The sequence below is a fragment of the Methylobacterium gnaphalii genome (genome assembly GCF_007992215.1).
Classification (GTDB): domain Bacteria; phylum Pseudomonadota; class Alphaproteobacteria; order Rhizobiales; family Beijerinckiaceae; genus Methylobacterium; species Methylobacterium gnaphalii.
Genome location: NZ_BJZV01000007.1, coordinates 53,779 through 72,429 on the forward strand (window position 1 = coordinate 53,779; position 18,651 = coordinate 72,429).

The 18,651-nt window shown below is 64.3% G+C and carries 29 protein-coding genes; 5 read left to right on the plus strand and 24 right to left on the minus strand.

What is annotated here, in order from left to right; all coding sequences use genetic code 11:
- Nucleotides 1-7: 7 nt before the first annotated feature.
- The 8 genes from MGN01_RS08220 to MGN01_RS08255 all read right to left on the minus strand — a co-directional run bounded on the left by MGN01_RS08220 (nt 8) and on the right by MGN01_RS08255 (nt 7,438).
- Entirely contained in the window at nt 8-250 is a 243-nt protein-coding gene (locus MGN01_RS08220; protein WP_147046117.1) for a hypothetical protein, read from the minus strand.
- Nucleotides 251-323: 73 nt separating this feature from the next.
- Nucleotides 324-1,364: a major capsid protein gene (locus MGN01_RS08225; RefSeq protein ID WP_147046118.1), complete on the minus strand. Its 1,041-nt coding sequence runs from the start codon at nt 1,362-1,364 to the stop codon at nt 324-326.
- Between the two features lie 68 nt (nt 1,365-1,432).
- A complete protein-coding gene (locus tag MGN01_RS08230) occupies nt 1,433-1,825 on the minus strand; it encodes a head decoration protein (protein ID WP_147046119.1) in 393 nt (130 codons plus the stop codon).
- Nucleotides 1,826-1,861: 36 nt separating this feature from the next.
- Nucleotides 1,862-3,055 (minus strand): HK97 family phage prohead protease, encoded by a 1,194-nt coding sequence (locus MGN01_RS08235; RefSeq protein WP_170245886.1) that lies wholly within the window; start codon nt 3,053-3,055, stop codon nt 1,862-1,864.
- The gene (locus tag MGN01_RS08240; RefSeq protein ID WP_170245888.1) at nt 2,973-4,565 is read right to left on the minus strand and encodes a phage portal protein; all 1,593 of its coding nucleotides are present in this window, start codon (nt 4,563-4,565) and stop codon (nt 2,973-2,975) included. The genes MGN01_RS08235 and MGN01_RS08240 overlap by 83 nt, the downstream gene beginning before the upstream one ends.
- 80 nt (nt 4,566-4,645) lie before the next feature.
- Nucleotides 4,646-4,873 (minus strand): phage head-tail joining protein, encoded by a 228-nt coding sequence (locus MGN01_RS08245; RefSeq protein ID WP_147046122.1) that lies wholly within the window; start codon nt 4,871-4,873, stop codon nt 4,646-4,648.
- The gene (locus MGN01_RS08250) at nt 4,864-6,909 is read right to left on the minus strand and encodes a terminase gpA endonuclease subunit (RefSeq protein ID WP_147046123.1); all 2,046 of its coding nucleotides are present in this window, start codon (nt 6,907-6,909) and stop codon (nt 4,864-4,866) included. Before MGN01_RS08250 ends, MGN01_RS08245 begins: the two co-directional genes overlap by 10 nt.
- Entirely contained in the window at nt 6,869-7,438 is a 570-nt protein-coding gene (locus MGN01_RS08255; protein ID WP_147046124.1) for a terminase small subunit, read from the minus strand. Before MGN01_RS08255 ends, MGN01_RS08250 begins: the two co-directional genes overlap by 41 nt.
- Before the next feature lie 180 nt (nt 7,439-7,618).
- Here MGN01_RS08255 and MGN01_RS08260 point away from each other — a divergent pair, with 180 nt between their 5' ends.
- A complete protein-coding gene (locus MGN01_RS08260; protein ID WP_147046125.1) occupies nt 7,619-8,137 on the plus strand; it encodes a hypothetical protein in 519 nt (172 codons plus the stop codon).
- Between the two features lie 7 nt (nt 8,138-8,144).
- On the opposite strand, the gene MGN01_RS08265 is transcribed toward MGN01_RS08260, so the two are convergent.
- The 4 genes from MGN01_RS08265 to MGN01_RS08280 form a co-directional block, all read right to left on the minus strand.
- Nucleotides 8,145-8,873 carry a hypothetical protein gene (locus MGN01_RS08265; RefSeq protein ID WP_147046126.1) on the minus strand — a complete coding sequence of 243 codons (729 nt, stop codon included), beginning with the start codon at nt 8,871-8,873 and terminating at the stop codon, nt 8,145-8,147.
- Between the two features lie 73 nt (nt 8,874-8,946).
- The gene (locus MGN01_RS08270) at nt 8,947-9,213 is read right to left on the minus strand and encodes a hypothetical protein (protein WP_147046127.1); all 267 of its coding nucleotides are present in this window, start codon (nt 9,211-9,213) and stop codon (nt 8,947-8,949) included.
- On the minus strand, nt 9,203-9,397 hold the full coding sequence (locus tag MGN01_RS08275; RefSeq protein ID WP_147046128.1) for a hypothetical protein: 195 nt from the start codon (nt 9,395-9,397) through the stop codon (nt 9,203-9,205). Before MGN01_RS08275 ends, MGN01_RS08270 begins: the two co-directional genes overlap by 11 nt.
- 5 nt (nt 9,398-9,402) lie before the next feature.
- The gene (locus tag MGN01_RS08280) at nt 9,403-9,669 is read right to left on the minus strand and encodes a hypothetical protein (protein ID WP_147046129.1); all 267 of its coding nucleotides are present in this window, start codon (nt 9,667-9,669) and stop codon (nt 9,403-9,405) included.
- A 483-nt stretch (nt 9,670-10,152) separates the two neighbouring features.
- Here MGN01_RS08280 and MGN01_RS23470 point away from each other — a divergent pair, with 483 nt between their 5' ends.
- Nucleotides 10,153-10,326 carry a hypothetical protein gene (locus MGN01_RS23470; RefSeq protein WP_170245890.1) on the plus strand — a complete coding sequence of 58 codons (174 nt, stop codon included), beginning with the start codon at nt 10,153-10,155 and terminating at the stop codon, nt 10,324-10,326.
- A 54-nt stretch (nt 10,327-10,380) separates the two neighbouring features.
- On the opposite strand, the gene MGN01_RS08285 is transcribed toward MGN01_RS23470, so the two are convergent.
- From MGN01_RS08285 to MGN01_RS08310, 7 genes are all read right to left on the minus strand, one after another.
- Nucleotides 10,381-11,130, minus strand: coding sequence for a DNA-methyltransferase (locus MGN01_RS08285; RefSeq protein ID WP_238257531.1), 750 nt, complete (start codon nt 11,128-11,130; stop codon nt 10,381-10,383).
- Nucleotides 11,131-11,367: 237 nt separating this feature from the next.
- Complete coding sequence (locus tag MGN01_RS23475; protein WP_170245891.1) at nt 11,368-11,505, minus strand: hypothetical protein; 138 nt, start codon at nt 11,503-11,505, stop codon at nt 11,368-11,370.
- Nucleotides 11,502-11,717 (minus strand): hypothetical protein, encoded by a 216-nt coding sequence (locus tag MGN01_RS08290; RefSeq protein ID WP_147046131.1) that lies wholly within the window; start codon nt 11,715-11,717, stop codon nt 11,502-11,504. Before MGN01_RS08290 ends, MGN01_RS23475 begins: the two co-directional genes overlap by 4 nt.
- Before the next feature lie 24 nt (nt 11,718-11,741).
- A complete protein-coding gene (locus MGN01_RS08295) occupies nt 11,742-11,939 on the minus strand; it encodes a hypothetical protein (RefSeq protein ID WP_210246071.1) in 198 nt (65 codons plus the stop codon).
- 13 nt (nt 11,940-11,952) lie between these two features.
- A complete protein-coding gene (locus tag MGN01_RS08300) occupies nt 11,953-12,177 on the minus strand; it encodes a hypothetical protein (protein ID WP_147046133.1) in 225 nt (74 codons plus the stop codon).
- Complete coding sequence (locus MGN01_RS08305; protein ID WP_147046134.1) at nt 12,177-12,560, minus strand: hypothetical protein; 384 nt, start codon at nt 12,558-12,560, stop codon at nt 12,177-12,179. Before MGN01_RS08305 ends, MGN01_RS08300 begins: the two co-directional genes overlap by 1 nt.
- A gap of 151 nt (nt 12,561-12,711) precedes the next feature.
- Nucleotides 12,712-13,698, minus strand: coding sequence for a site-specific integrase (locus MGN01_RS08310; RefSeq protein WP_147046135.1), 987 nt, complete (start codon nt 13,696-13,698; stop codon nt 12,712-12,714).
- A gap of 77 nt (nt 13,699-13,775) precedes the next feature.
- On the opposite strand from MGN01_RS08310, the gene MGN01_RS24560 reads away from it, so the two are divergent.
- Both MGN01_RS24560 and MGN01_RS08320 read left to right on the plus strand, forming a co-directional pair.
- On the plus strand, nt 13,776-14,096 hold the full coding sequence (locus MGN01_RS24560; RefSeq protein WP_147046136.1) for a PadR family transcriptional regulator: 321 nt from the start codon (nt 13,776-13,778) through the stop codon (nt 14,094-14,096).
- Nucleotides 14,084-14,554, plus strand: coding sequence for a hypothetical protein (locus MGN01_RS08320; RefSeq protein ID WP_147046137.1), 471 nt, complete (start codon nt 14,084-14,086; stop codon nt 14,552-14,554). Before MGN01_RS24560 ends, MGN01_RS08320 begins: the two co-directional genes overlap by 13 nt.
- A gap of 38 nt (nt 14,555-14,592) precedes the next feature.
- On the opposite strand, the gene MGN01_RS08325 is transcribed toward MGN01_RS08320, so the two are convergent.
- The 5 genes from MGN01_RS08325 to MGN01_RS08345 form a co-directional block, all read right to left on the minus strand.
- Nucleotides 14,593-14,874, minus strand: a complete 282-nt coding sequence (locus MGN01_RS08325) for a hypothetical protein (protein ID WP_147046138.1) — start codon at nt 14,872-14,874, stop codon at nt 14,593-14,595.
- Between the two features lie 336 nt (nt 14,875-15,210).
- Nucleotides 15,211-15,684, minus strand: a complete 474-nt coding sequence (locus MGN01_RS08330) for a S1 family serine peptidase (RefSeq protein ID WP_147046139.1) — start codon at nt 15,682-15,684, stop codon at nt 15,211-15,213.
- Between the two features lie 278 nt (nt 15,685-15,962).
- On the minus strand, nt 15,963-16,889 hold the full coding sequence (locus MGN01_RS08335) for a hypothetical protein (RefSeq protein WP_147046140.1): 927 nt from the start codon (nt 16,887-16,889) through the stop codon (nt 15,963-15,965).
- A gap of 124 nt (nt 16,890-17,013) precedes the next feature.
- Complete coding sequence (locus tag MGN01_RS08340) at nt 17,014-17,226, minus strand: DUF6894 family protein (RefSeq protein ID WP_147046141.1); 213 nt, start codon at nt 17,224-17,226, stop codon at nt 17,014-17,016.
- A 405-nt stretch (nt 17,227-17,631) separates the two neighbouring features.
- Nucleotides 17,632-18,045, minus strand: coding sequence for a hypothetical protein (locus MGN01_RS08345; protein ID WP_147046142.1), 414 nt, complete (start codon nt 18,043-18,045; stop codon nt 17,632-17,634).
- Between the two features lie 83 nt (nt 18,046-18,128).
- On the opposite strand from MGN01_RS08345, the gene MGN01_RS08350 reads away from it, so the two are divergent.
- Nucleotides 18,129-18,389, plus strand: a complete 261-nt coding sequence (locus MGN01_RS08350) for a hypothetical protein (RefSeq protein ID WP_147046143.1) — start codon at nt 18,129-18,131, stop codon at nt 18,387-18,389.
- The last annotated feature ends 262 nt before the right edge of the window (nt 18,390-18,651 follow it).

Consider the following 18,651-nt stretch of genomic DNA (forward strand, 5'->3'; position numbering starts at 1 on the left):
CGGCTACTTACTTCGCCGGCGGCGTCTTGAGCTCGGCCGCGGCCTTCGGCTCCTCGTAGAGCTCGGCCTTCCCGGCGGCGATGAGCGCGTCAGCCTCGTCTTCGTCGATGTCGATGATCGAACCGGGCGCCTTCTCTTCGACCTTGTAGTCGCCGGCGATGCGGTTGCTGAACGCGTCGAACTCGAACGGCTTGTGGCCCTTGGCCGGGACGTGCAGCGTCACCGACGCGACGATTTTCTTGGTAGCCATGTCGGCCCCTCGTTGGGTTCAGATGATGGAGGATCGGCGGCTCGATCGAGCCGCCGCTGCGAGAGACCGCGCGTCAGGCGACGGTGGCGGAGAAGGTCGCGTCGGCCCAGCCGAGCAGTGGCAGTGGCGCGGACTGGACCATGGAGAACCATGCCGACGGGTTCTTCTCCTTCCACACGCTCGGGAAGCGAGCGAGCGGGGTCAGGCCGGCATCGGCGTCCATGATCGCGCCGTAGGTGCGGATGCCCTGGCAGCCGACCGGATTGCCCATGATCACCGAGTTGTCGGGCATGAACTGCTGCACGTTGCCGGCGTCGTCGGTGTAGAGCTGCTGGTACTGGAAGCAGTCGAACTCGCCGATCGAGCCGAGATACTTCACCTCCTCGCCGAGGCCGCCACCGGTCACCTTGCCGGCGAGATCGACGTTGCCGGAGGTCTGACGGTAGGTGTTCATCACCCGCGTCACGCCCGGGCTGTTGAGGAAGTAATCGGCGGCGAAGGGGTCGAACACGACCACGCCCGGATGGAAGCCGGAGTTGCGCTGCACCGTCTTGGCCCAACCGCGCAGGTTGGCATAGGGGTCGACGCCCGTCTGGTTCCAGCGCAGGGCGCCGGTGAGCGCGACGGTGTGCGAGGCGTTGCGGTTCAGGTCGACGAGCACCGGCGGGTGGTCTTCGCCCTGGCAGGTCATGGAACCGGTCAGCAGAAGCTGCGCGGCCATCCACTCTTCGGTCCGAGTGATCTGATCGTCCTCGATCAGCATGTTGTCGAACAGCGACAGGTCGAAGCGCTGCTGCGGGGTCATGTTGCCGAGGAGCTGCTCGCCGACCCGACGCTTCAGCATCTTCTGCGGCTCGATCATGTGCATCGGCTTCACGTACGGCGGGCGGAAGCCCATCGTGGTGTAGCCGCGCGAACGCTGCGGCTTGCCCTCGATCGTCGGGACGACGAAGGGGGCGAGCTTGCGCGCACGCTGCACGCGATCGAAGTAGACCTCCTCGGTGTCGAAGGTCTGCTCCATCGGGAAGAACAGGTTGAGGAGGACGGGCTTGGCGCGGTCGAGGACGCCGAAGGCGCCGAGCAGCTGCGCAGTGGAATTGTAGTCGATCGCCATCGATCGCGGGCTCCAAAAGAAAAGGGCCCGCGAGGGGCCCTGAGACTACCGGGAAAGGGTGAGTGGCGTCAGCCGAGGACGCCGACGCCGCGAACGTAGATGTCGGAGCTGGCCTGCCGGAGGGCAGCCTGCACCTGGGCAACCGTCCAGGACGCGTCGATCACCATGATCTCAGCGGCGAACTCGCCCTCGAAGTAGGCCGGCCCGACGACGTCGGCCGAGCCGGCATCGACGGGAGCTGCGAGCACGGCGACGGGGGTCTGAGAACCGTCATTCGCGGTCTTCACGCAGGGTACGTACTTGTCGGTCGTGCTGTTACGGCCGAGCAGGGTGCCGCGCTTCAGCGGCGTACCGGCGGTGTTGGCGCCGCTGGCGATGGTGACCGAGCGATGCCGGACGGGGAACGCGCCCGCGAAGAGGGCGGTCGGGTCGTAGGTGGCGAAAACGTTGCTGGTGCCCATTGCGGGAGCTCCTTGGCTGTGCGCTGTGGGCGCCGGTTACTTCTTGCCGAGCAGGGCGCGCGCCTCGGCGGCGCCCTTGTCGTAGTCGCGGGCGTTCGGCGTGGCCGCGCGGTAGTTCTCGCCCACGCCGGCGGTCGAGGCCGCCGCGAAGGTCGTGGTGCCGCGCTGTGCCTGGCGAGCCGCGAGCTTCTCGAGCACGAGCTCCTTGAAGGCGCGTACCGAAGTGTCCTGCGCGGCGTGGCGCTCGCCGAACTTCGGCAAGCCGAACTTGGCGGCGATCGAGCGGATCTCGGAGCAGCGAGCGCGATCGGCGCGGACGGCCTCCTGCGCTGCCTCGCGGACCTCGGCTGCCGTCAGGTTCTTGCGCTTCGACGGGGCTGGCGCGGAGCGCTCAGCCTCGTCGTCATCCTCGTCCTCGTCAGAGTCACGCTCCACGTCGTCCTCGGAGTCGTCGTCGCCGTCGCGCTCGTCGTCGGAGGTCGACTCGTCGTTGTCGGCGTCATCGCCGTCACGCTCTTCGTCCTGCTCCTCGTCGCGCTCGTCCTCGTCCTCGTCGGACTCGTCCTCGCCGGCGCGCTTGGCGGCGCGAGCTGCTGCACGAGCCTCGGCGAGGCGCTTCTTTTCCGCCTCGATCTCGGCGGTGGTCTTGGCGGTGCGCTTGCCCTTCGGGGCGGTCTTCGGGGTGCGATTGGCCATGGAGGATCCCTCGTTAGCCGTTGTGGGCGGCCTCTTGGCCGGGTTGCGGGTCACGATCAGGCAGGAGCGCGTTACTGGCCCTTCGCCGGCGCCGTCGCCCTGTTCGGATCGGATCTGAGAGGCGGCATCGGCCGGGACAGGAACAGCGCTGATCTCCAGCGGCTCCCAATCCACGACGTCCCAGCGCGCCACGGTGCCGTCGTCAGCCTCGGTCTTCTCGACCTTGTGGATCCAGTAGCCGACGGAGACGTTGCGAATGACGCCTTCGCCGATCTTCTGGACCGTGTCGGCGACGCCGGCGGCCTTCGACAGCTTGATGGTTGCCAGACCGCGTCCGTCCTCGATCTTGGCCGTGCCGGGCACGACCGAACCGATGACGTTATCGCAGCCATACGAGCAGTGGCTGTCGAGGAAGGGGGCGCCGAGGTTGAGGCGCTCGAGGCGGATCGCCTTAGAGTCGACCGACAGGACCTCGTCGTATTCGGTCCCGTCCCACCAATCGTACCGGCGGACGCTCGCGCCCGTCGTCCACACGATGTCGATCGTGTTGGCGTCCGCGTTGAAGCTCTCGGAGCGAACCTCCGCGAGCCGATCGAACTGCGGCAGGCGAACGGACGCCTCGCGCTCGGCCGTGCTGCCGATTGGGCCGGCTGAGTTCGGGTTCCTCGCCGGCGTCTTCCTCTTGGACGGCTTGGAGGACGCCCTTCGCGTTGGTGCGCCGCGGGTCCGAGTCGAGCGTGATTTCAAGGTCGTCGACCTTCGTGTTGAAGGCGCGGATGCCGTCGAGCACGTCGTCGGGGTTACGCCCCTTCTCGGCCACGACGTCCTGCCATGTGCGAAAACCGTTGCGGACCTCGATGGCCGCGGTCTGGGCGTCGGCCAGCGGGTCGACCCAGGCGAATTCGGGCGGCGACCACTCGACCGGCACGTACGGCTCGTCGATGATGCCGGCGAGCCAGGCAGCCTCGCACCACCACTCCCAGATCGGCTGCAGCGCCATCTGGATGAGGATCTGCCACTGGATCGTACCGACGAGGCGTCGGAATTCGACCAGGCCGCCGCGCATCGAGGAGAAGTTGACCTCGGAGAGGTCGCCGGAGATCAGCTCGGCCGGCATGCGCCAGCCGGCGGCGATCTCCTGGAGGCTCTTGGTCTTGTACTCGCCGTAGCCGCCCACGGCGGTCGGCGTGTTGAACTTGACGTCCTTCGCGCCGTGCAAGCGCGGGATCATGCCCGGCTCGAAATGCTCCACCTCGGCGCCGTCGGCGTCCTGGACCTTGATCCCGACGCTGTCTTCGTCGGCGTTCTCAGCGCCGATCACGAAGCCGACGACGCAGGCCTCGGTCTTCTTACGGACGATCTCGGCCAGTTCGTAGTCGTTCAGCTGGTTCGTGCGCTCGATCGCCGGCGTGCCCCACGGAACGCCGCGCGTCTGGGTCCTCTGCATCTCGTAGACGTGCAGGACCTCGTCGGCCGGCACCGGCTGCGAAACCATCGGCTCACCACCGTAGAAGTACGGCAGGTTCCCGGGGTGATAGGGATAGAGCCAGTAAGCGCGGCGCTTCTGGCTCTTCATGTCGATCTCGACGCCCTGGATGGTCAGGGCGCCCTCGTTGAGCACCCCGTTGCGCATCGGGTCGAGGAAGTCAGCCTCGAGCAGCTGCAGCTCGAGCGGCACGTCGCCGGGCCCACGCTTTTTGACGTGCCGCCGGCGAACCAGCGAATCCCCGCCCTCGACCATCTCGCGGAAGAGCAGAGCCTGGAAGCCGTAGAAGTCGAGCCGGCCCGCATGGTCGCAGCGGAACGACCAGCGCTGGAACGCCTCCCAAATCTTCCGATCCCGTGACGGCGAGCCGGTCACCGGTCGAGGGATAATGCCCTCGCCGACGACATTCGAGACAAGGCTTGCCGTCGCTTTGGCCGCGAAGGGGTTGTTCCGCACCATCCATCGCGACTTGTCGCGTAGCGTGCGGGCCTCATTGTAGAGCTCGGCATCGGCCGATCTAACGGAGCCGAACCAGTTGTCGCCGTTGCGGCTGCGCATGGCAGCCTCGTAGGACCGTTTGCGCGACGGAGCGGCGGTTCCTTTCGCCGGTCCGCCCTCGGCATTCACCTGGCCCGACATCAGCGGTGACCACGGTGATGGTAGCCACGATCAAAGCTGGCGAGGCCGACAGTCGCGACGGGCTGGCCGTTCGCTCGGGCCTGCTGGCGCTCCAGGTACGCGATGACCTTGAGCATCTCGTCGAAGCTTCGGTACGACGCCGACTTGCCCTCGTAGGACACGCTGGTCGTGCCTGACGCCAGGGCAGCTTGGATCGCGGCGATCTGGACGCTGTAATCTACAGCCATGACGATCGCCTCTTCTTCGATGGCTGCCACTCGGGCGGCTTTGCGGGGGCGACACGCTTCGCGATCACCTCGCGGGGCGGAGACCGTTCGGCAGTCACTGAATCAGGCGAGCTGTCGGCACCGGCCGCTGTTGCGTCGGCTTCGTCGTCCGCATCCGGCATCTTGCCGAGCGCCACGTAGCGGCCGCTCAACGCCTGCAACCCGCAGACGGCGACATAGGCGTAAACGAAGCAGACGCCGGCCTCGTGGGCGGCTTTGGGCTTCTCCCACTCGGTGAAGCCTTGGCGGCGCACGACGAGCTTCTCGCGCGTCAGCTGCTCGAAAAATTCGCCGTCGATCGGTCGAGAGCCGGAAGCCGGTTCGACCGGAAAGTGCACGTGGCGCGGTCCGGCATCGAGCACCGCGAGCGAGCCATAGGCCCAATCGCGCGCCGCGTTGCCGCCGACCATGTACCAAGAGTTGCCGAGCTTCGAGGACGGCAGACGCGGCCAGACCTTGCTACGCGCGCCGCGCGCCTCGGACTTGCCCTTGATCGCCCAGACCCGCCTGCGGCGACGCTCGGTGCAGAAGGCGTAAGTTTCAGCGGTATGGTGACCACCGGAGTCGATCGCGGCCGCGCGGACCCTAAGCTCGGTCCCGTCTCCCTTCCTGAAGGTACGCTTCAGAAGCCGGTCGAGATCCTGCCAGACATCCGGCATTGCCGGGTCGCCGGGGATGACGAAGTGGCCGATCAGGGCGCATTCGAGCCCCGGGCCCCAGCCCCAAACCGCACCCTCGATGCGGGCGTTCGTGCCGGACTGGACGTCGCCGCCCAACGTCAGGAACGAGACCCAATCCGGGATCTCGGCGCCGTATTCCTCGCATCGCGCGAGGAAGTCTGTCGGTTTGATCTCCTGACCGTAGGTCTGCCGGTAAGGCCGGCCGAGCCGCAAGTTCACGAAAGGCTGGATCAGGTTCGCAGGATCATCCTGCGCCTCCAGCCACTCCTGGACGATCACGGGCCAGGCCGCGTTCGCGTTGAGTGACATGCCGGTCCAGAGATGGAAACCGACATGGCCTGGCACCTTCGGCACCGCTGTAGGGCGCCACTCGCCGCGCGCATCCATCCAGGCCTTGTGGCCCTCCTTGATGATGCAGCCGCAGGTGCCCTGGTACCAGACCGACTTCAGCGAGCCGTCCTCGTCCAGGTCCCACTTCAGACCGTGCGGTAGATCCTTGCCGCCCCAGTCGAGATACTGCCAGCTCGTGAGCTCACCGGCGGCGTCCGAGCACTGCGGGCAGGGCACGAAATAGCGGCGCTGGTCGCTCTGTAGCCAGAGCTTCCAGACTCGGCTCGTCTCCTCAAGGAGAGGCGTGGAGCCACGGACCTGCTTGCGATTGTAGAAGGTCTCGCCGCGGGTCCAGAAAAGCTTGAGCTTGTCGCCTTGGGTCCTGGCCCCAGGCGTCCAACCGTCGCCGTCGATCTCGTCGCCGAACTGGAAGCGAGCCGAGTAGCGGCGAAAGGCGTCGTCCGAGGCAGCGCCGACGACGCGCACCAGGGCGCCGTTCGAGAGCTGGTAGAAGGTGGCCTTGTCCTTCTTCTCGCCCGCCCGAGGCGGACGAAGCATCGCAGCGAGGACCGGCGTTTCGCGGAGCATCGGCCCGATCTCGGTACCGCCGAACTCCTCAGCGTCGTCCTCGACCGGTTGCGCCACCGCACAAAGCGTCGGATCCTGGTGAAGGTGGTAGCCGATCGCCAACGTGGCGAGCCGGGTGTAGCCGACACGCGCCGCCTTCAGCACCGTCACCAACGGCACCGTCGGGTCGCACATCGCGTCTAGGAGACCACGCTGGTACCCGTAGAGGGTCACAGGGCCGCTCTCGGCGCCTGTGCTCTTCGGGATGCGACCGTAAGTCTCCGCCCATACCGAGCCGCTCATGTGCGGCTTGAAAGTCAGGGCCTCGTCGAAGAGCCGGTCGAGCTCGGAGCGCCAGGCGTCGCGGCCGTCGGGGTAATCACCTCTCCGATGGAGGTCGATCCGCTCCGTCACCCTCATCGGTAGGATCGCGTCCAGCAAACCACCGCTGCGCGATGTCGTCGCGAGCGGCCGTGAAGGCTCGGTTCATTTCGGATTGGGCCATCGCCTCGATTTCCGAGGCGTTAGTCATGGTGGTCGCCCGCGCCGCGACCTTGCTGGCCATGTTCGACAAGCCGGTCTTCAGGACCTGGCAGAAGGTTGCCATGTCGGCGACGACGTCATGCCGAGAGACCACAGCCTTGAGCGCTTCGTCCGCGCTGATCTCGGCGACGATCGCGTTGGCGACAGCGCGGCGGGTGTCAGCCTCTTCGCGCTTGCCCTTGGTGCTCTCCTCGCCGGCGCCGGAGACGGCGTTCTCAACGGCGCGTTGGATGCGCCAGTCGATGACGGCCGCGGAGTCGAACTTCCATTCGACGCCTTTACTTCCACGCTCGACGTAGGGGCAGCCCTTCTCAACCCAGCTGTCGACAGTCGGAAGGCTTACGCCACAAAGACTTGCGAGGTCGCCGCGGTTGATCGGCCGACCCTCGAGCGGAGCGCCGGTCATAAACAACAACCCCGGTTCGAAAAATTTTCAGAGGGTGAACCCGTGCGGTCCGAATTCCCCTCGGGGGGGCACCCCCCTGGGAAGGACCCTGGATTTGGCTGCGGGCGCCTGGTTCATGCGTCCAAGCCGTCTCGGCTATATGGAAGCTCGGCCTCGCGCCGAGGCATGGAGCAGAGAGCAATGACTGACAAACAGGAGCGGATCAAAGCGCTCGAAGCTCGACTGAACTTAGTTCGCGGGCGTCTAATTGGATCCTACTCCTTCGTAGAATTCATTTTGGGCGATTTGTACGTTCGCGCCCAAAGAATGCCCGCATACAGCTCCGTCAGAGACCGGTTCCCTGTGAAGCTACGGGACAGGATCATCGGGATTGAGCAGATCTTAGACATCAGAGGTCCGCTCGATCCTTACGCCGAAAAACTGAGAGAACTGATCGGCGGCATTGCTGCTTATGCCGACCTGCGTCATTTTTTGGCACATGGTCACGGCGTAATTCGCCACGCCTCCGATCGCCATAACGTGGAGCTGAGGCTGTATAGACCACAGCCCGACAAAACCTGGAAGATTGAACTGCATACAACAACAATTGATGAATTGGAGAAGGTATACGCTCGCCTAAATCCTTACGCACATGAGGTATGGGCTTATTTTAAAGAGATTTATCTCAACCTCAATATAGATCAGGTTCAGGACACGTAGCCCACAACTAGCTTTTCCGCCGTACATCGTTGACGACGAAGCGCTCCCAGCCGGCCAGGAAGTGGCGGCGGTACGCCTCGCGGATCACGGTGCGACCTTGCTCGTAATACGGGAAGCGCTTCTGGTAGCTGACGCTCTTCACGAAGAGGAACATGGGCACAGCCCACTTCGCCTGCTTCAGGTAAATGCCATCAGGCGCCTTCTCGTGACCGCGCATCACGAAGTAGTCGAGGTTCCTCTTGCGGGTCGACCGCTTCGGGTAGTGCTTCGTGTTCTGGGCGTTGTCAGCCTGGGCTCCAAGTGCCGACAGCATCCTGGTGATGACACTGCGCGAGACGTTGCCATAGCCGTCGACCGGGCATCGCTTGCTCGGGACGGCGAACTCCGAGCTCAGCATGATCCCCTTCCGGATCAGCAGCATCTCGAAGCTCTTGTGGCGGCGTATGCCGCCGGCGACCTGCGGGCCGAGATATTTCCAGGCCGGCACGCTGCCGAAGCCTTCCTTGAAGCCGAGCTCGGCCGAGACGTTCGTCTTCGTCGCCGGCGTCACCTTCAGCGCGTTGAGCGTGAAGTTGGTCGGCCGGTCGAATACCGAGCGCATCGTCTGCTGCTCGGCCGTCCGGGCGTCCTTCATCGCGTTGGTGAGCGCGAAGGCGGCGACGAACGGCACCTGCTTCGCAGTGCGGCCGACGGCCTCGGCCCGGATGCCGAACTCGCTGGCGTCCAGCACCAGCATCGTGATCAGCGTCCTACGGTGATGGTGACGTATTCGCCCGAAATCGGGTCGAGGATGGTGACTGTCGCGAGCATCAGCGTTGCTTCTTGAAGCGCCCGGCCCGGTCGCGTGGCGGGTTCACCCCACAGCCGCCGGCGCAGGCCGGCTGGTGTCCGCCGCTGCACGGCTCCCGGCACGCTAGGATCAGAATGACGATCAGTGCCGCTGCTAGGGCGACCAAGATGATCGAATATGCCTCGGCAGGCTGCCAGAGCTGGTCCTGGACACGCTCGCGGATCGGGACGATCGCAACTGCGCCGAAAGCCGCGCCCAGAGCGGCGGCGAAAGCACTACGCAGCATGGCTGAGATGCCACTTGAGCGCGGGTACGCGCTGCGCGTCAGGCGCTTTACGAACGATGTGGATTCGGTCTGCACCAATCCGCCCGCGATGGTAGCCGGGGCCGCCCTGCGCCGTGACGTAGGTCTGGTAGCCGAGCGGCCACGCCAGACGGTCGATGATCGCTACGAAGAACCAAGGAAACATGAGGCCTACCTGGTGATGACGGGCGCAGTGCGCTCCGCCTGGCGCTGCATGGCCGGTAGCTTTGCCACCGGCTCGATCGAGAGGTCGCTGCAATCGTCGAGGACGACGACCGAGACCTGCCGGAAGCCGTGGGCGCGAGCGAGAGCCTGGACCTGGTCCTGGTACCGTTCGGCCGTCTCCGGAGAGAGCTTCGACCGCGAACGAACGACGATGATGTCGCCGTCCTCGAGGTCGAGCCGCGACACCTGCAGGTTGATATCGGTCATGGTCATTTGAGCTTGTTCGGTCGCGGCCAGATGGGCCGAAAACCGGCTCGTTTTGGTTCCGCTAAGGGGAATTATCGGAAGCGCGCTGCGCTACGAATTGGCGATCGAATTACGCTGCTTCCGTGAAACTTCGATGCACGAGATTGGCGGTTCGCGCTGATCACGCGCATGGTCGGGACGTCGATGGGCTCGACCGGTTCGGTTAACAGCTTCAGCCGAGATCGGATTGGCGCCGACGCTCCGGCACCACGAAACAGATCAAGTGTTCGGAGACGTATACGCTTGGCGGGTTCGCTGCGACCTTGCCTCCGCCGAATAGGCAATAGCGCGATCCTGCGAAACCGGCACAAAGTTTGCCGGTGCAACCAGCATCGGCAGAGGGGACATGCTGTGGACTCAGGATCGCGAAGAGCTACGGCGGCGCTTCTGGCTCGACTGAAAGAGGGTTTAGCGGCCGGGTACGATCAGTTTGTCATCGGACCGGACGAGATGGCGGCGGCGTACGGCGTCGGGGCCCAGACAGAGATCCTCCAAGACCTCGGCCCGGGGTGGCATGTGCGTTACGACGAAGGGGACTTAATCGTCAGTCGCAACATCCCGAAGGAGGCGGCAATCGATCAGGTTGAGCAGAAACTTACCGAGATCGTGCTCAGCCTCGGATAGCTTCCGTCAAGGCAGATTATCGGAAGCGCGTTGCGCTACGGACTGGCGATCAGATCACGCGGCTTCTTCGAAACTTCGATAGGCGAGTTCTGCGACCCGACCGGTGTGCGATTCCCAGCGCCGTAAGGCCGTGTCGACGTAGGTCGGATCGAGCTCGATGGCGTGGCAGATTCGACCGAGTTCTTCGGCAGCGATCAGGGTCGTCCCTGACCCAAGGAAGGGGTCGTAGACGCGATCGCCCGGCACGGTGTGGTTCAGGATCGGGCGGCACATCGCCTCGAGTGGCTTCTGCGTGCCGTGCCCGGTCTCGGAACGACGATGCGGAATGAGCCAGACCGTCGTCTGTTTCCGGCCGCCTGCCCAGCTGGCGGTGCGGCCTTTACGGACCGCGTACCAGCAAGGCTCGTGGCGCCAATGGTAATGCCCGCGGCTGATGATCAGCCTGCCCTTGTCCCAGATAATCTGAGCACGAGGCAGAAATCCTACAGCACGAAGGCTGGTCTCGACTTCGCTGGCGTGCAGCGCCGAATGCCACACGTACGCAACGTCACCCGGGAACAGAGCCCAAGCGTTGCGCCAGTCAGCGCAGTCGTCGTTCGCAACAGCACCGAGAGCACGGTTGCTGCCATTCGGCAGCACCTTCGCTCGCCATCCCGGATCGTAACTGACGCCATAGGGCGGGTCAGTCACCAGCAGGTGCGGACACTCGCCATTCAACGCGAGAGCAACGTCTGATGGGTCGGTCGCGTCCCCGCAAACGAGGCGATGGTCGCCGAGGAGCCAGACATCCCCGCGCCGGGCCATTGCCGACGCGGGGAGCTGTTCGACACCGGGAGCTGGTGTCGACGTCGGCCGGTTTTTCACGGCCGGAGAATGGTTTTCGGGCATAACCTGATGCAGGGTGCCCCGGCCCCTCGAGGGGTGGCGGGGTGGTCGCCGATCCGTTTCCGGAGCGGCTTTCTGCGGTCATGCGTGTCCTAACCACGCGGTTCAGGGTGTGTCCGCACCCTGGCTCCCGCCTCTTTTCAGAGCGAGATCAGTCTAGGCGCTTCCGCCGATCTTGGCGAGGCGCATGGTTTCGTCGGCCACCGCTAAGGGCAGCTGCAGGGTGGCTTCGAACAGGATCTCGAAGGTCAGTCGGTAGACCTCGAGCAGGTCGAACAGGTTGTGGCTTCTCACGACCGGCCGCGGGGTTCGCAGACGATTTTGAGATAACGGCCATCGCCACCAGGGAGGCCTGCCTTCGAGGCGGCGGCTTGCGCCTGCAGCATGCACTCGGGCAAGGAATGAGCCGGCCCGGCGATGAGATCCACGGCGGTCTCTCGAGAGCAGTCTTCGGTCGATGTGCCAGCCGCGCAGATCAGCGCGACGGCAAGCAGCTCGCCGAACATGAGACGCTCCGAGTGACGAGAAATTCAGGCGAAGACGACGTCGGTGCGGGCCCGGGCACGCATGGCATCGTCGAAGTGCTGGCGCGCGATCGCGACGGCGGCCGCGGTCTCGACGCTATGGTTCTGATCGCGCGCAATGAGCGCCTCGCCTAAGGCGTGGCGGGCATCGATAACGCGCTGATCGAGGGCATCCTCGGCCGCGTTGATCTCGCGCATCGTCATGGCTGGCTGACGTTCAACAGGTCGCGGATCCGTCGCCGCCGAGGCGGTAGCCCCAGAGGTGGGCGGCGGCCTCGGTGAGCTCGCGGCGCGCATCGCGATGGCGTCGATACATTTTGGCGATCTCAAAGGAGACCACCGGCTTGGCCAAGCCACGGCGGAGGACCGAAAGAGTCCGATCCTTCACGACAATATCCCGCAGAATTTCGGGTAGCTGATCCAGCTGCTCTGTCTTGAGCATTACAGGCGCCAAGCTTGAGCGAGCGCGCGGCGATGCTCGCGCTGCAGCTCGACGAACGAGTCGCGGAAAACGGGGAGGGCGGACAGGCCAGTCGTAGCCGCCCGCTCATCGATGAGCCTCGGGGCGACGATCACACGCGTCTCGGCGGCGACGAGGTCGCCTCGCAACTCGCGAACACAGCGGCGCCAGGCGTCGACGACCGACGGCGAGTGCACGATGATGACGCTACCGGATGCCGGCAACTTCGCGACCACGGAGGCGATGCGCTTGCATGCGCGGATCTCGGCCGGGGTGCGAGGCACGTCGTCCAAGGCCTCGGCATGTGGACGCGCGCTGGGGGCGCCGTTGCAGCCGAAGGCGAGCGGCGCGTCCGGAGCGAGCATTAGGCGAGACCGAGTTTGCGATAGAGGGCGTGAAGCGGGCTGAGCTTCATCTCGAGCGCATCGGCGCGCTCGCGAATATCGGGCAGGCAGCAGCTGCAGGCGCGGATCGCGTCGAGCATGCTGAGAAGCGCGGAGCGCTGTCCGGGTGTCATTAGAGGAAGCCCTTGCCGGCGTGATCCTTGAAGGCCTGGGCACGCCGGTCGTAGCGCTTCAGCGTCTCGACCGAAGTGTGCCGGGTGACGTCCATAACCTTCAGGACGTCGGCGCCCGCGGCGAGCGCCGAAGTGACGAAGCCGGCTCTCAGCGAGTGACCAGCGAAGAATGCGGGATCGAGACCGGCCGCTTCCGCGCGGTCCTTCACGATCTGGGCGACCGAGCGATCGGTGAGCGCTTCGGCGCCGACGCGGCCGCGCTTGGCGACTGGCCGGAAGATTGGGCCCGCGGTGATCCCGGCGGCCTGCAGCCAGGCGTCCAGCGCCTGGACCGCCTTGAGCTTGCCGCCCATCGGGATTGGGACGCTCTGCCCGGCGCCTTCCTGATCGGTCTTCGACTTCCCGATGTGGACGATGATCCCCTCGGGCGTGCGCTCAAGGTCGGCGACCGCGAGTGCGACCAGCTCGGAGCGCCGGAGCGCCGCGGCGAACCCGATCAGCAGGAGCGCGCGATCGCGCTGCCCGACGAGCGTGTCGGGGATTTTCTTCAAGATCTTCTTGAGCGCCTCAGCGGTCGCCGGCGCCTTACGGGTTGGTTTCGTGCCGATCGAGCGGCGAATGCCCTGGATCGTGGCGCGGACGAGTTCGCTACTCGTCGGCGGCTCGTGGCGAGCGGCGCGATGCGCGAAGGCGATCGCAGCCGCGTGTGAATCGATGGTCGCTGCCTTGCGACCGCTGGTGGCCAGCGCGCTGAGATAGGCGGCCACGGTCTCTGGCGTCGCCGGCAGGTGCGCTTCCGCGACGCTCTCGCACCAGGTGGTGAAAGATCGGAAGGCGCTGCGGTAGGCTTGGACTGTGCGCTGTGCCTTCGAGGCGCGAGCGAAAGACTTAGCCGCGTCGAGGGCATCCTCGAAGGCAGGCGTGTGCACGACGAGGTCGCGAGCCACGTTTTCAGCCGGTGCGACCGGCACCGGCAGATGGCTCATTCGACCTAGCTCTAGACGCCTAAGTCCAAACTCGATATAGGGGTCACATAGGGGCTATATCGGAATGCGATTTACCCATGGAATATTCAGAACCGCGCCTGACGGCACCGACCCTCAAACTCCTACGCTTCTTGCTGACCGATCGGTCAAACGAGAATTCTGGAGCGGCGATATCCAAGGCTACGAAGATCGGCGCTGGAACCCTGTATCCTTTGCTTGCTCGCCTCGAGAGCGCGGGCTGGGTCACCGGAACATGGGAGCAAGCCGATCCGCGTGAGATCGGTCGACCGAAGCGGCGCTTTTATCAGCTGACGGGGCTCGGGGCGACGCGCGCCCGCGGGGCACTGGCCGACTTCCAACTGCCTCTGAGCGGAGGAGTGCTCGCGTGGAATACCTGACCGCAATCATGCTGGCTTTTGCCGGCTTAGTCGCCGCTACCTTCACCGGTCTCCTCAGGGAGGAGGTTTCAGCTTGGCTTCCTAAACTGACCTCTCAGCTGATCAAGCTGGCCGTCTGGCGAGCACCAAGTGCCAGCAGAGAACAGTACGCGCAGGAATGGGCTGCCGATGTATCCGAATACCCTGGCAAGCTAAGCCAATTGTTGCGGGCAACAGGCTGCGTTTTTGCTGCTGGCGGCTTACGGCCCTGGACCACCGCTCGCGTGTTCTTTTACCTTGATGCGGTCGGCGTTCTGTTCGGATCCACGGTATGTATACTTTCTCTTGTGCTGTTCGCGCGTGACGCAAACAACTTTTTACCAGCTTTGGCCTGGGGCCTTAACGCCGTGTCGATTTACGTCACGGTCGTGCATTCCTTCGCGGGCGCTGTGAGGTATCTAAGGACCAGCCGCGGATAGCTCTTTCATACACAGCACATTGCTTCCGATAAGGACGGTTATCGGAAGCTCTGGCGCTTCAGATCGGGTGCCGCCCGCCGACCGGGTCGGGCCTTCTCGATGACGACGACGCGCCGGCCGCCGATCGAGCGGCTGCCTGGCGCGAAGGTGAGGGCCTCCGGCACGCCGATCGCGCGCATCAAGCTCGCGAGCTTGCGGTCCAGGTCAGCGCAGAAGGTGTCTTTGGTCTCGTGCTCGACGGCTTGGTCGCCATGGCGACGCTGGCGCCGATAGGTCCGTAGGTCGGACCGGATCTCGGCCACGATAGCATGCGCGCTCACGCGTGTGCGCCGGGCTGGATCATGGTGAGGTCCGAGGTAGCAACAAAGCGCAGCCGTGTCATCGGTTTAACGTCCGGACGGCTGTCGAGGTTCTGGTAGGTGCGGGCTGGGGCTACAGCAGGGCCGAACGCGAAAGGCGCTCCCCGGGTTTTGCGGGCGTCCTGGCCACCAGCGGTACTGAGATGCCTTTTTCCCCGCGAGGCGCCGCACCAGGGGGAGGGCCTGAGGAGCTACATGGCGACCTCCTGGCCGGAAACGAGAACGGCCCCGGCGGATGTCCGCCGAGGCCGTCTACAAATTCGCAGGGTCGGGAATGCCACAAGCGAAGGTTGGCAGTCAAGCGCCATTCGGCAGCGGCTTCCTTCTCGACAGGGCGCTATCAATCACCATTCGTATTGCTTGGGACATGAGAGCCGTTCCGTGGCCATTGGAGCCCACGACCATTCCTAGAAGCTCGCCATGCTTCGAGATCATCGGTCCGCCAGAAAAACCGTGCGATGCAAGCGGCGCGAAGTGAATAGCGCCGCCGGGATTATATCCTATGATCGATGCATCGATCTGCTTCTCCGGATCCGGCCAATTATCGACGGCCGTTGGATAGCCGCATACCGCGACTCGGTCTCCAACCTCCGCTTGCCAGTCCTCCAGTTCGAATACTTCAACGTCAACGTATTCGAGAATTGCCTCATCAACAGCGAATGCAATAATGTCGATGACGTGGCCACTTTCATCTTTGACGTGAGCGAACCCTGGTTTCGGCTCAGGCGTCTCACGGATCATAGGAATTAAAATTTTTCCCTTGTCGGTCATCACCGCTAGATCTTTAGGCCACTCTGTCCAATTGCTGTGAATCGGTCGTTCAGTGACCGCGACATGGGCTACAGTGATCAGCCAAAGCTCGCCGCTATACTTCGCGAGTATGCCAGAGGCACCGTTTGAGCCTGCGGAAGTTTGTACAGAGACGGGAACGGATCGATTCATTGTTCGTGGCACTCGAATTCTGCAAGTGCCACGAGCCTTAACGAGCAATTGTCAGCCTACAAGGGAGAACACTCGATCCTCCCCGGTAGGTTAAGAAGGACGCCTTATCAGGCTGTCTCCGCCGGAGCGTCCGTCCCGCGATGGTAGATGTGTCGGACCTCGGAGTTGCGCCGCGGGCGTTGGCGCCGGCCGGCAACGCGGCGATCCTTCAGGACCTCGGTTCGTGGCGCGAGGTTCGGCAGTGGCGGTACTGTCGCCTCCGGGGCCTCGTATGCCTCCGTCCAGGGGCTCCGTGGCGCTGACAGGCCTTCCAGCTCGATCGACGAAAGGCCCATGACCCGGAGGTGCTCGGCGACCTGCTGCAGCCCGGCCCACCAGCCGGCGTAGCGTAGGCGATCAAGGGCGACGGTCGCCGCGCTGGGGGCATACTGGATCTTGCAGAAGGCCCCCGTCGGATAGGTCCCCTTGCGCACTGGCTTCGTCGGCAGATCGTGCTCGACGATGATCGGCTTGCCCTGTGCGTCCTCGTACTCACGCGCCTCACGGACCCAGACCGTGATCTGGCCGGTCACCGAGCGGACCGCGACGACGGTGACTTGGTCGCTCGTGTCGGGCCGGGTGCGCGACGTCGCGCAATTCGTCATTACCGCGATCGTCTCGCGCCGCGCCTTCTCCATCAGGCCGGCCTGGTCGTAGTTCTCGCCGATCTTGTAGGGAACGTCGAAGCCCCACAGGTCGAGCTTGTCGACGTCGCAGCCCTTCACGGCATTGCCGATGAGGACCGCGTCCGGATGGGGCTCGCCCATCGCGGCCGGGAAACCCGGGTCTACGTTGTTCCAGTTGTCGATGCGGGCGCCGAAGACGCCGGCGCGCCACATCGGATGGACCGACATGGTCGGGGCCGCGCTGATGCGGCGATCAGCTTGAGCTTTCGGCAGCTCTTCGCGAAATGCCCATGACAGAGCTTGCTCGATGTCGAGCTTGCGCTTCTTAGACTTGCTGGTGGTGGTGCTGGACGTTCCGACGACCGACACGGGCTGATGCCTTTGGACGGAGTGCGATAATCGCCGATCCGGGGCTATCGCCGTCACCGTCAAGCAAAATCTGCAGCTGCGCTCGGCGCGACCGAGTGCGCGTCGCCCGTGCCCCCCCGCGGCCCTAGACTGGCAGTCGGTGCAGCTCGGTTCCTATCTGGTCTCGAATGACGAGCGTCCAACCCTCACCGTCGGCCAGCTCACCTGTATCGCGCAGCTCCTCGATGGTGAGTTCGGCTTGTTCGATTGCGATCGAGAGACTGCCCACCTCGACGCCATCCTCGTCACAAATCGTCTCGGCGCCACGTACTAGGTCGAAGTGAAACCGCGCAGCCATAGCGTTCTCCCAGATTTAATTGCTGCGCCTTATGCGACCAAATAATTTAGTGGCGAAGCTTAACTCTTCGGCGGTTTGCTAAGAATTCGACCCACTCAGGACGCGTACGTAATCAATATCCGCTTGCTTTCGCGGAAAATAACGACTTACAACTAACGCCTACCAGCGGGGTGTATGTCGTGTTTCAGGCGGGCGAAGGCCACGTATTACCTCCTACGGAGGCAGTTCCCGAGCCCCCAAATCCCGTGCGCGACCATGTTCGCAAGGTTCTAAAGAGGCTCGGCACGCACCTCGACGGGAAGCGCCGCGGCGACTGACCCTGATCTTTGGGTCTGAAAGTTACCAAATCGTAAAAATTTCAACGCCTGCAGCGGCGCGAAAGCAGTAGCCGTTATTCGCTAGTCGTTACCCTGGTCTGAATAGTTGGCCAGGGTAGCGGGTTGGTCGTCCACCTTCCACACCATCGTTGTTGAGCGCGAGCACCAAGGCCGTCAACGACCTATCGACGTTGCGCTCGGCCGTCTTCTCCGACCAGCCGTTCCGCTTGCAGGCCTGGGCGAAGGAGAGATCCCGGTCGGCCGGGTTGGCCTTGGCCGTGCACCAAGCCCCGAGCTGCCGGCGGTGAACGGAGTCTGTGACGCAGGCCCGCAGCAACCTCCGGAACGCGACATCCGCCGCGGGCTCGCGCTGGGCCGCCATGATCGGCGAGGCCGGCAGCGCGGGCTTGTAGGCGTTGAGCAACGCGATCGCCCAGGCCGTGACGGCGCGAACCGTGTAGCGCGGAGGGTAAGCCCGGGCGATGTGTCGTTGGGCGTTCATCGCCGTCAGGGCAGCTCATCCAAATACGCGGGGACAGGATTGATCGGGTTCGGGTATTTCCCCGCCGAAGAGAAAACCGACTGGTGAGCAGGACGACCTTGGCCCCCGATCAAGTCTCGATCATCGAAGCTGCAACCTTCACCCTCGGCTGCCTCGGCATCCACGCCATGCGCGCGCAAGCCGCGAAGGTGACGATGGCACTCGGCGTCACGCTGATGCTGCTGGCTGGCATGGTGGCCGTCAGCTTCGTAGCGACCGAAGTCGCCTCCGCAGCCGGACATGCCAAGCCTGGTACCGAGACGAAGGTGCAATGGGGCGACGACATCGTGATCGGATCCGACTGACCGCTACCCGGACGGCGCATTCTCGTCACCTGCAGCACCGTCCTGTTTCTGAACTGACCCACGTCCGCCCCCCCGCTTTGCCACCCTGTCCTACCTGTCCCACCTCACTTTCAGAGGTAGGACACGATAAGCCGTTGATATTGTTGGTAGTGTCCTACCTGTCCTACCTGTCCTACCTTTTGGAGAAGTCACGACGAAAAAGTAGAAACTGCCTCACGCGCATGCGCGCGTACGAGGGAGAAGGTAGGACAGGTAGGACAGG

Excerpts from the sequence above, each read along its gene's own strand:
- MGN01_RS08220 (WP_147046117.1), bottom strand. The coding sequence starts at position 250 with ATGGCTACCAAGAAAATCGTCGCGTCGGTGACGCTGCACGTCCCGGCC.
- MGN01_RS08225 (WP_147046118.1), bottom strand. The coding sequence starts at position 1,364 with ATGGCGATCGACTACAATTCCACTGCGCAGCTGCTCGGCGCCTTCGGC.
- MGN01_RS08230 (WP_147046119.1), bottom strand. The coding sequence starts at position 1,825 with ATGGGCACCAGCAACGTTTTCGCCACCTACGACCCGACCGCCCTCTTC.
- MGN01_RS08240 (WP_170245888.1), bottom strand. The coding sequence starts at position 4,565 with ATGCGCAGCCGCAACGGCGACAACTGGTTCGGCTCCGTTAGATCGGCC.
- MGN01_RS08245 (WP_147046122.1), bottom strand. The coding sequence starts at position 4,873 with ATGGCTGTAGATTACAGCGTCCAGATCGCCGCGATCCAAGCTGCCCTG.
- MGN01_RS08250 (WP_147046123.1), bottom strand. The coding sequence starts at position 6,909 with ATGAGGGTGACGGAGCGGATCGACCTCCATCGGAGAGGTGATTACCCC.
- MGN01_RS08255 (WP_147046124.1), bottom strand. The coding sequence starts at position 7,438 with ATGACCGGCGCTCCGCTCGAGGGTCGGCCGATCAACCGCGGCGACCTC.
- MGN01_RS08260 (WP_147046125.1), top strand. The coding sequence starts at position 7,619 with ATGACTGACAAACAGGAGCGGATCAAAGCGCTCGAAGCTCGACTGAAC.
- MGN01_RS08265 (WP_147046126.1), bottom strand. The coding sequence starts at position 8,873 with ATGCTGGTGCTGGACGCCAGCGAGTTCGGCATCCGGGCCGAGGCCGTC.
- MGN01_RS08270 (WP_147046127.1), bottom strand. The coding sequence starts at position 9,213 with ATGCTGCGTAGTGCTTTCGCCGCCGCTCTGGGCGCGGCTTTCGGCGCA.
- MGN01_RS08275 (WP_147046128.1), bottom strand. The coding sequence starts at position 9,397 with ATGTTTCCTTGGTTCTTCGTAGCGATCATCGACCGTCTGGCGTGGCCG.
- MGN01_RS08280 (WP_147046129.1), bottom strand. The coding sequence starts at position 9,669 with ATGACCATGACCGATATCAACCTGCAGGTGTCGCGGCTCGACCTCGAG.
- MGN01_RS23470 (WP_170245890.1), top strand. The coding sequence starts at position 10,153 with ATGGCGGCGGCGTACGGCGTCGGGGCCCAGACAGAGATCCTCCAAGAC.
- MGN01_RS08285 (WP_238257531.1), bottom strand. The coding sequence starts at position 11,130 with ATGGCCCGGCGCGGGGATGTCTGGCTCCTCGGCGACCATCGCCTCGTT.
- MGN01_RS08290 (WP_147046131.1), bottom strand. The coding sequence starts at position 11,717 with ATGTTCGGCGAGCTGCTTGCCGTCGCGCTGATCTGCGCGGCTGGCACA.
- MGN01_RS08295 (WP_210246071.1), bottom strand. The coding sequence starts at position 11,939 with ATGACGATGCGCGAGATCAACGCGGCCGAGGATGCCCTCGATCAGCGC.
- MGN01_RS08300 (WP_147046133.1), bottom strand. The coding sequence starts at position 12,177 with ATGCTCAAGACAGAGCAGCTGGATCAGCTACCCGAAATTCTGCGGGAT.
- MGN01_RS08305 (WP_147046134.1), bottom strand. The coding sequence starts at position 12,560 with ATGCTCGCTCCGGACGCGCCGCTCGCCTTCGGCTGCAACGGCGCCCCC.
- MGN01_RS08310 (WP_147046135.1), bottom strand. The coding sequence starts at position 13,698 with ATGAGCCATCTGCCGGTGCCGGTCGCACCGGCTGAAAACGTGGCTCGC.
- MGN01_RS24560 (WP_147046136.1), top strand. The coding sequence starts at position 13,776 with ATGGAATATTCAGAACCGCGCCTGACGGCACCGACCCTCAAACTCCTA.
- MGN01_RS08330 (WP_147046139.1), bottom strand. The coding sequence starts at position 15,684 with ATGACCGACAAGGGAAAAATTTTAATTCCTATGATCCGTGAGACGCCT.
- MGN01_RS08340 (WP_147046141.1), bottom strand. The coding sequence starts at position 17,226 with ATGGCTGCGCGGTTTCACTTCGACCTAGTACGTGGCGCCGAGACGATT.
- MGN01_RS08345 (WP_147046142.1), bottom strand. The coding sequence starts at position 18,045 with ATGAACGCCCAACGACACATCGCCCGGGCTTACCCTCCGCGCTACACG.